Genomic DNA, 10,509 nt, shown 5'->3' on the forward strand with positions numbered 1-10,509 from the left:
GTTGGCTCAAAAGCTTCGGAACTATGGCTCAATCTAAAACGGAATGGTGGCTCATTGTTATCGGACACACGGCTCAGAAGACACCGGAATACTCAATTAATTCTTTGGGCGCTGGATTTCTTTTTCTTTTTGCCATTTCGGACCTCCATTTTGTCTAAGTGAATTATAACTGATTTTTCACTTTACACAAAATATCTTACACCATCTACCATTTTTAAAGTTTTTTTTCCCTTCTGAAATAATTGTTGAAAATACAGAAAAGAAAGTAGTAATTACCGCACCTAAAAGAATATTCTATGATTACGAAAAAGGATAGAATTGATAAAACAATAAATAACTGAGCATCACCTAACATACCATTTCCGCCACTAAGGCGACGGAAACGGCAAGAACGTTATACGAAAGCTAACAATTAATTATTTCATAAACAAGGAGGCTACATGGCTAATAATTTAGATATTGAAGAAGCTCTATTAATGTCAAAAAAACTATGGGAAAAGCATAAAGACATATGGTGGTCGATGCAGCCAGAACATGGTAAAACATATATTTTGTATATGATTGAAGAGATTGGCGAAGTAATATCAATAATAAAGAAAAAAGGTGAATCAGAAATCATGGAAAACACAGAAATTCGTACAAGGTTTATTGAAGAAATGTGTGATATTATGATGTACTATTCAGATGTTCTTAATAGGTTTGATGTTAGTTCCGAAGAGTATTCTGAGGTATATCGGAAAAAGTTCGATAAAAATATGCAAAGAGATTTTAAGAAAGATCATGAAGAAAGTTAAAATATTTAGCCTTCGTATAACACACAGTCCTCGTAACTTACGCTACGAGGACTGCAAGAACGTTATATGAAAGTCGAATTGAAACACATTTCAAGAATAAACAAAACAGGAGAAATACAATTAAAGACATTTAATCAGGAGTTTAAGATGAAGCAAAAGATAATCTCAATAGTTAAAAAAGCAATAATAATGTTGTTAATTACTTCTACTGTTATTGGTGGCTTAATCTATTGGCTATTCTTTGATATAAATCGAATACCAGAAGGAGAACTAATTGATCAAATCGAATCACCTTCGGGTGAATACAGTTTAAGCATTTACTTAATAAATGGTGGTGCAACGGTCTCATATGCAATTAGAGGTGAGCTAGAATACAATCAGTTAAATAAAAAGTCAAAAAATATTTACTGGAATTATAAGGAAGAAACTGCATTAGTGAAGTGGATTGACAATAATACAGTCGATATAAATGGACATATAATTGATGTTAGATATCAAGTGTATGATTGGAGAAGATAAAAGCAATTAAAATATTAAAAAGGTCGACCATCATATAACACACCATTTTAGCCACAGAGGCGGCTAAAACGGTAAGAACGTTGAGAGCGGACATGTCGGAAAGGCACCGTCAGTCCGTTCTCAACGGCTCAGGCTGCGCCGTAGTTGGGCACATCGCCCAACAACGTCTTTACGAAATCCGTTGCCTTTGCCACAAGTGTCAAATTCAACGGACTACGTAAAGCCTGAGCCGTTAGCTGAAAGTTTTGATTAATTGAGATAATTATAACAACATGAAAAATATAATCTTTTATGAAAAGTTATATCAACTAACATTATTTGTTGAAGGGAGAAAAGATGTTAAAGATAAATGTTCCTTTTTCAGAAAAGGATATTGTTAAAAAACTAGGTGGAATGTGGGACCCAGAGTTCAAAACATGGTATATTCCAAGAAAGAATTATGCGAAACTAGATGAATTTAAAAAATGGTTACCTTTTAAACCATCTGATGAAGTTGTAATTCTTTATGCACCTATTTTTCTGATGAAGACAACACGAGTATGTTGGAGATGTGAAAAAGAAATCGAGATTTATGGATTGGGAAATAAAATGATAAATAATTCTATATATTATCATAATTGTGATGTTGAGCAAGTAGATTTTGATAATTATTCAAATGAAGATTATTATAGTAAAACATTTGGTTTCCCAATTAGATTTGTGACATATATCACTGAATTACCGAGCGAAGAGTTATCTAAAATTATAGAAAAGTCCAATACTTATAAACTTAAATATAGCAATACTGTAAAATCGAAATATTATGCAAATACATGTCCCCACTGTAACAATATTCAGGGTGACTATCAGTTGTATCAAGAATTAGATGATGGATTTTGGATTAATTATATTGAGAAGCCTGTCGAAAAACATGTACTGAATGATAAATATGACATGATTCTCAAAGGAGAGATAATGGAATGGTTGACGATTTAGCATAGAAAAAATCAAAACCATCAGCTAACACGTTGATTTCCTAAATTTCTTCCGATGTCACAGTCCTTGCGAGGCAAGGTCTGCGCCACTTTTTCCGCTAAGGCGTTAAAAGGAAGGAACGTCGAAAATCACGGGAACGTTATGCGCAATGATTATCTAGGTTTTCAAGGAGGAGAGTATGGTTCGAGATTTTATTTATTTTGATAAGGATAAGATTGTATCTTATGGTTCACAGTTATTAGGTGGAATGACGGAAACAGTTATAGAGTCTAGTGATATCACTGAAGAGAAAAGCAATGAGATAACAACTAAGGCGGGCATATCAGGTGAAGCTGGACTTGGAAGTTCTTCTGCAAATCTTCTAGCTGAGATACTTTCTAAGTTGGGAAGCCTGAAAGTAAATGTTGATGGAGAGCTCGAGTTTGTACACAATGGTACTGGTTCAAGTAGCCGTTCTCAATCTAATGAGAAAGTTTTATATCATCATCAGCTTACTCTGTTAAGAGAGGCATTAATAGAGCAGAAACTACTGATCGATTTAGATAAGTATCCACCCTACGACTGGAATAAAAATAAGGTAAGATATAAAGTTAGAGAAGGAGACTTTATTGAGTTTACATGTAATGCAAGGTTGTTTGATGTAGTACATTTGAAGAGCATTGTTGATTCATTCGAGAAGATAATTGATTTACTCCAACAGAGTGAGATATCAGATAGATTAAATAAGCTCGATACTACAGAACAGATTCAAGCATATGCCAAAGATATGCAAGAGAATGACTTTAAGCATGGTTATAGTGTATTGACCAGTATATTGGGTGATAAGATGAATCCTGTAATGTATAATGCATTACTTGAATTTGTGAGAGGAATATCAGACGGGGATTTGTCCAGGGTAGTAACGAAGTATTATTTAACACATTCCAAACAAATGGATAATTGCTTTAGTTTTGTAGCTCCTGTGAATGAAGATAATTTTACGGAACCAAAGAATGACTTGATTTTTAAGTATGGTTATGAACCGAAGCAAGATTGGAAAGTATTAGCTCAAGTATGCTTGATAACTAAAGAGCCAAAGGAAGAAAAGAGTGGCTTAAGTAGACTTAGTAACATCGATATGAAGAGTATAGATGGAATTATTGATTCAATCACAGAACAGTTTTCGCTGATGTCAGCTGAACTTGGTTTACACTCCAATATCAAGTACCCTGATATATCTATTAATCTAATCGCGCTTTACCGATAATCACTGCGCATAACAGCGAGTTGACGACATGGCCTTTTTAATAGGAAGGATGGCACACGTCGTCAACTCACGGAACGTTTTGGGAAATCTTCAATAAACACAAAAATGGAGGGAACATGAAATTAAAAATTATTGCCATGGGTGATTGGCATATAAGCTCAAGTGAGATGTCAAATGTAAACCTGGAAAGTTTAAAAACTAGTTTGCTTGGTAATTGTTTAGATACTGACATAATTATTTTTACTTATTCTGGTGATTTAGCTTGTTATGGAAAAGCTGAAGAGTATAGATACGCAAAACATTTTTTTGATGAAATTAAAGATTTGTTTGAAGCAAAAGGTGTACTGGTTTACTTTATTTTTAGCCCTGGAAACCATGATATTTCATTTGAATCAGATGAATTTAGTGAAGATGAATTTTCAGAATTTTTAGAATCACAATGCCTTAATTTTTTGAGAAACCCAAGTAATAAAATATTCAGAAGGAATATATTAGCAGCTCAAAGGAGTTTTAATGAATTTGCTGATTTATACAAAGATAATAGTATAAAAGTTATTGGTGATTCATTTCTTGATGTTTATAAGTATCAATTAAATAATCATATTAGTCTATCTATTTTTTCATTGAACAGCTCATTTATGTCAAAGAAAAAAGATCAATATGGCACACATTCATTTCCGTTTAACTATTATGATGAGTTTGTTACTGATAATGCATCCAGAATAAATATTTTGTTAATGCATCATCCATTTTCATGGTTTGAATATCAAGATAGAAAATTTGAAGCGCCAACTATAGCTCAAAAAATGGATATTATAATTTTTGGGCATGAACATATGAATGAGAATTCTATAGATCCAGATTTACTTACTCGTTATTTATTCATAAAGAATCTGGATAACTCTATTGGTGATTCAGGTTATACAGTTCTTGATTTTGAAGGAGATAAGTTCAATAGATATGATATGCAATATGAAATTAATTCAAATTCATATGTAGTGCATAAAACTACTGAACCAATAACAATTACAAACAAGAATGAAAGTCACTCATTTAGTTTAAAAGATAAGTATCTTGATTTCTTAAATGATATTGGTACTCCAATTAGTCATTCAAAAGGCGATTTAAAATTGAATGACATATTTGTAACGCCAAGATTATCAAAAAAAGTCAGTGATGAAGTTGAAGAAATGATTGACTATACAAAAATAATTCAAGATTTATCAATTAAGACGTATAAAAAATGTATTGTTGGAAGTGATAAATGTGGTAAGACAACACTGGTTAAAAAAATAATAAGTCATTTGCATTATAAAAATATGTTGCCAATATATTTAGATGGTGAAAGTTTTACTTTGTTGAATAAATCGGCAGAAGCTAATCTGAGAGCACTTATTTCTTCACAATATAATACTGATATTGATTTGATGAATAATAAAGATAATATTGTAGTAATAATTGACTCCTTAGATTCTCTTAATGCTAGAAACAAAAGCAAGTTTAAAGACTTTTTTGAAAATATTATGACACAATATGAAAAGGTAATAATAACTTCAAGAAAGAATATGCTAACAACGATTCTTGATGATATAGTGACTTACGACTTTGAAGTGATACAAATAAACAATTTTGTTACTCGTCAAGTAAGAGATTTAATAAGGCAATGGATAGTGTATAAAGTTGACAATATTGTTGAGAATGAATTGTTAATCGCTGAGGATGAATACTATAAACAAGTTTCTGAATTGTTAAAAGCATCAAATTTGGGATCAAAACCATTGTTTATTTTAATGATTTTAAATTCTATTGATAAAGGCTATAGCAATATTGAACGTGATAAAGACAACTTTTTTAGCACATTTCATTCAAACATTATTAATGATTCACTTAGTATTTATATAACTGAAAGTAGCAATAAAAATGCAATATTCAATTTTTTAGAGTATTTATCATATTCATTTTTTATTAACGATCAAAGTCAAATGAGTTATGTAGAATTTGCTCAGTTTCATGAAAGTTATTTGATAGAATTTGACATTACAAAGCATAAATGCAAAGAATTGTATAGTATTAATTCACTTATAGAAATTTTATGTAAGTGTAATATTTTACTTGAAAATGACAACTTTATTAGTTTTAAACACAAGTATACTTATTATTACTTTATATCAGAAAGAATTATTAAAATGGGAAGCGAAAGAGATTGTGTAATTGAAAAACTTAGTGAGAAGTTATATATAGACGATTATGCAAATATTTTTATTTATCTTGTACACAGAATGGGTGAAGGCTTATTAGAGCATATTTTTAGAATCAATAGCCAAATTAATATAACTAAAGAGTCATTATGTTTAGTAAATGAAGCCTATATTTTTTCTGATATGAAAATTAAGATTAAAGATATTGATAAAATTATTAACGAGCCTACAGTGATTGGAAAAACAGCAAAAGAGAGAAGGGATTTAAAAGAAGACAATATACATGAGAATTTTGACGAACATGAATCAGTTGATAATAAAGAAAAAACTATATATGAAGCAGCCGTTGAGCTTAATGAAGCTATCTCTGCAATTCGAATTAATGAAATAATAAATATTGTATTAAGAAATTACTGGGGGCAACTGAATGCTGATAATCAAAATGTACTAATAAAAATCATCATTCAAAATGGGCTGGGAGTGGCTAAACATTTTATTGATTATATTGTAAAAGTAAAAGAGAAATTTATAACTAGAGTAATAAATGAATTGCAAGAGGCACTATCTGAGGAAGTTTCCGTATTTGAGCAAGATAAAATAAAAGAGGAATTTGTTGACAGAATAAACGATCAGTTAGATGCGTTGTCTTATCAGTTGCTTATAGTTTCCTTTAGAGACACTCGTGACAAATTGCTTATTGTTCAGTTGTATGAAAATATTTTCAAAATTTTATTAGAAGAGTATGGAGTTTCTGGACAAATCTTAAGTGTTCTATTAGAGCTTAAAGTAAGGGCAAATGGAGAGTTGCTTAATAAAAAAAGATTGTTAAAAAAAATGACTGACAATAGAGAGCACTTTGAAAAATATCCATATATATTAACTCTAGTCAAAAATTTTGTTGCTGACTTATACTACAATTATAATATTAACGAGCCTGAGAGAATGCAAATTAATGAACATTTAAAGATAAGCAGTAAGTCTTCAGTAATTGAAACACATAAAGGTAGAATAGATAGGAAGTGATAATACTTTTAGCAAGTAAAAGCCTTCCCATAACACAAAGTCCTCGCAACTGAGGCTGCGAGGACTCTAAGAACGTTGAGAGCGGACATGCCGGAAAGGCACCGTCAGTCCGTTCTCAACGGCTCAGGCTTTACGTAGTCCGTTGCCTTTGCCACAAGTGTCAACTTCAACGGACTACGTAAAGCCTGAGCCGTTAGACAAAACTTTTTAAATCAAATACATACGGAGGACCATCAATGAATAATGATACATTGTCTATAATTGAAAATTATGGTGAATATACTTTAGATAAATTTTTAAATGAGGGTGCTTTAAGAGATTTACCAATAGTTGGTCCAGCATTTAGTGTCATTAAAATAGGTAAAAGTATTCAAGATAGAATATTCATGGAAAAGCTAAGAGGATTTATTGATAATGTTAATGAAAATAAAAAGTGGAGAGAAAAGTTCTTAGATGTTGATGAATGTTATAAAATATCTAAAAAATTGGTTTATATTATTGACTCCACTGATGACGACGAGAAAATCAAATTGATAGCAATATTATTCAATTATTATGTTGCTGGTGAAGTGGATAAGGATGAATTTTTATATTTAAGCAGCATAGTTTCTAAATCATATTATAAGTATTTAAAATCACTGAAGAGTATCAACGATATTAGATTTTCCAATGATGGAGAAAAGTATGATTCTAGTGTAATAAGTCATCTATATTCAATTGGATTATTTGATTATTCGGGATCAACAATGGCTCAAATGAAAGAAGGTAAAGTGGTGAAGTTGGGTTCTGTTATTTATAATTTGAATGGATATGGAAGTATATTAAAGCAAATTATTGAACAACATGATTAAGGCAATGCACAAAAACAGAATTTCAAAGCATCGTCTAACACACCATTTTAGCCACAGAGGCGGCTAAAACGGTAAGAACGTTATATGCCATAAAAGTTTAGGCTGCTTGTGGTTTTTATATATAAATAAATTGATTTTTTACAGAGTGTTGAGTCATTTGTTTAGGTCTTAGGTTTTTCGAGGTTTAGATTTAAGGTGTCCAGTTCATCGAAGTTTGGCTATGAGTCTACACGCCCTCTGAAAACAGGGGTTTTTAGAAGTCATGATTGGATGAAAACTTCGAGACAAGTAGAATCGTGATGATCAATCGTATCTTATAAGGTTGAATCGTCTCATGATCGCTTCTGAGGAAGCTCGGTTAGAGTCGCTACGGCTAGACGAAATGCAATAACTACTATGATGTAATCTTTATTTTCGCCAGGCGTGGAAATTATCTCTAGGTTTCAGTTAGGTTGAGAAGACACAGAGATTACGGCACATAACGTTCTTACCGTTTTAGCCACTGAAGCGGCTAAAACGGTAAGAACGTTATGTGAAATTCAATTTAGAGGAGAATACACAAATATGGCTAATTATGATTTGTCAATCTTAAGCGACACTGAATTTGAAGAACTAGCAAAAGATATATTAACAACTCATTTGAACATGGATTTTAAAACGTTCCGTGGAGGAAGAGACAAAGGAATTGATTTACTCTATTCTCAAGAGGGAGAAGAAACTATAGTACAGGTTAAACATTATGTTAAATCTACTTTTAGTAATCTTAAAACAGCAATAAGAGATGAATATAAGAAAATGTGCAAAAGAAATCCGAAAAGATATATTTTATTTGTTTCAATGGATTTAAGTGTTAATCAATGTGACGAATTAATTGGGTTAATGAATGGATTCATAAAATCTGCATCAGATATCTTTGACTTAAAGAGAATTACATCTTTGTTATCATCTCCAAAATTTACATGGATAGAAGAAAAGTATTATAAGCTTTGGTTAGCCAATACAACTGTAATAAGTAATATTTTACATAATGCACAACAGAATAACATTATGTATATCGTTGAACAAATTAGAAATAATATTCCCTTATATGTTATTACTGAGGACTATTTTATTGCAAAAAGAAAGCTTGATAAAAGTGGATTGTTATTAATACATGGAGAACCTGGAGTTGGTAAAACTGTATTAGCAAATTTATTAATTTTCAATTACTTAGAGTCTAATTTCAAACCAAAGTTTGTTATTGGCCATGATATATCTGAGTTAGAAAAAATTCTGTCCAGAGATAGTGAGGAAAAAGAAATCATTTTTATTGATGATTTTCTTGGATCAAACTTTGTAGAACTAATGAATGGAAACACTGAAAGTAGACTAGTTAGTTTTATCCTAAAATATATACAAAAACCCAATAAAAGAGTAGTTCTAACTTCAAGAACTACTATATTTAATCGGGCAAGTCTTGAGTTTGAAAAACTTAATCAGATACAAGATAAAATTGTTCATCATTCGATAGAATTAAATTCTTACTCAGCTCTAGAAAAAGCAGAAATATTATATAATCACTTTTATTTCTTATTGAATGATCGAAATTATTTTAATGAAATACTAATAGATTCAAGATACATGAAAATTATTCGACATAAGAATTATAATCCAAGAATCATTCAGTTCTTTGCAGATAAATCTAGGTTAAATGAAATTGCAGTTAAAGATTATTACAGTTTTATTATGACTAAGCTAGATAATCCTGAGGATATATGGAAATATGAATACGAGTCTAAAATAACAAATGAAGAGCGTATATTAGTCGATACATTACTTTCATTTAATCAAGCAACTAAATATGAGTATTTAGAACGTGGTTTTGAAAATCGATATTCATATGAAATTAAAGTAAACTCATTTATTCGTTCTCATAACATGTTTAATAAAGCTTTGAAGGTTCTAAATACAGCTTTTGTTTCTTTTGAAATGGATACAGACGGTAATAAATTAGTTAAATTTCTTAATCCGTCTATAGTTGATTTCTTAAAACATTATTTTACTGAAAACGTTTCAGATATCAAGCGAATTATTATGGGCATTAAGTTTATTGATCAATTATATATTTTCAATCCTGGTGAACTATTAAAAGAGGGGTTGATAAATTTACCCAATAATTATATTGACTTTATAGGAGAATTTTTAATCAATAATTTTGATGATATAGAAGAGATAAGACATAGTAAAATGAAATATTTAACAATGTTATCAAAGGCTACAAAAATTTTTGACAAGGAAATTGAAGAAATTCAATATGATTATTTTAATAAAGTAATTGATTCTGAGACATTTCAACATTTTTTAGATGAAGAAACTATTTATAGTATTCTTGAAAATAGCAATAGTGATTCAAAAGTAATATCGTTATTTTTAGATAATATTGATACAATATTTATACTTGTGATAAGCAATTCCAATTATGTTGAAGAACTAGCAAAATGGTTAGAGCTTTTCTGCAAACTAGATAATATTTCTTGTGCTAAATTACTTAATGAGGAGTATTTTATAGAAAAATTTAAAGAACTGATTGAAAGTGACTTTGAAAACTATTTTGATGAAGTGGCTTCTGAATTTTTTAATTATACAGATTATATAACTATCGAGCAGTATAATTGTTATAGTTTTGATGAAAAATCAATTGAAAATGATATTAGTGATTTTATCGATGAGTTTAAATACCAGAGTATTAATTTAATAAAGCAAGCAATAGAAAACATATATTCTGATGTTCAACTTGTTATTGAAGACGTAATGGAAGAACATGAATATAAGACCAGCTAATAAAAGTCAATAAGTAGTTTGAGTTTTTTTATAAATTTTCATTTCTGAAAAAATGGTACAGCAAATCTAGCCATTAGAAAACA

At 30.2% G+C, this 10,509-nt stretch carries 7 protein-coding genes; all 7 read left to right on the top strand.

What is annotated here, in order from left to right; genetic code table 11:
* Positions 1-440: 440 nt before the first annotated feature.
* The 7 genes from JOC49_RS12520 to JOC49_RS12550 all read left to right on the top strand — a co-directional run bounded on the left by JOC49_RS12520 (position 441) and on the right by JOC49_RS12550 (position 10,426).
* On the top strand, positions 441-794 hold the full coding sequence (locus JOC49_RS12520; RefSeq protein ID WP_204665378.1) for a MazG nucleotide pyrophosphohydrolase domain-containing protein: 354 nt from the start codon (positions 441-443) through the stop codon (positions 792-794).
* A 147-nt stretch (positions 795-941) separates the two neighbouring features.
* Positions 942-1,313 (top strand): DUF5412 family protein, encoded by a 372-nt coding sequence (locus JOC49_RS12525; RefSeq protein ID WP_204665379.1) that lies wholly within the window; start codon positions 942-944, stop codon positions 1,311-1,313.
* A gap of 336 nt (positions 1,314-1,649) precedes the next feature.
* On the top strand, positions 1,650-2,288 hold the full coding sequence (locus JOC49_RS12530) for a DUF5710 domain-containing protein (RefSeq protein ID WP_204665380.1): 639 nt from the start codon (positions 1,650-1,652) through the stop codon (positions 2,286-2,288).
* Between the two features lie 178 nt (positions 2,289-2,466).
* Positions 2,467-3,534, top strand: coding sequence for a DUF6414 family protein (locus tag JOC49_RS12535; protein WP_204665381.1), 1,068 nt, complete (start codon positions 2,467-2,469; stop codon positions 3,532-3,534).
* 116 nt (positions 3,535-3,650) lie between these two features.
* On the top strand, positions 3,651-6,755 hold the full coding sequence (locus tag JOC49_RS12540; protein ID WP_204665382.1) for a metallophosphoesterase: 3,105 nt from the start codon (positions 3,651-3,653) through the stop codon (positions 6,753-6,755).
* Between the two features lie 236 nt (positions 6,756-6,991).
* Positions 6,992-7,606, top strand: coding sequence for a hypothetical protein (locus tag JOC49_RS12545; RefSeq protein ID WP_204665383.1), 615 nt, complete (start codon positions 6,992-6,994; stop codon positions 7,604-7,606).
* A gap of 564 nt (positions 7,607-8,170) precedes the next feature.
* A complete protein-coding gene (locus tag JOC49_RS12550) occupies positions 8,171-10,426 on the top strand; it encodes an nSTAND3 domain-containing NTPase (protein ID WP_204665384.1) in 2,256 nt (751 codons plus the stop codon).
* Positions 10,427-10,509: the final 83 nt, after the last annotated feature.

The organism is Fusibacter tunisiensis (genome assembly GCF_016908355.1).
GTDB classification, from domain to species: domain Bacteria; phylum Bacillota; class Clostridia; order Peptostreptococcales; family Acidaminobacteraceae; genus Fusibacter_D; species Fusibacter_D tunisiensis.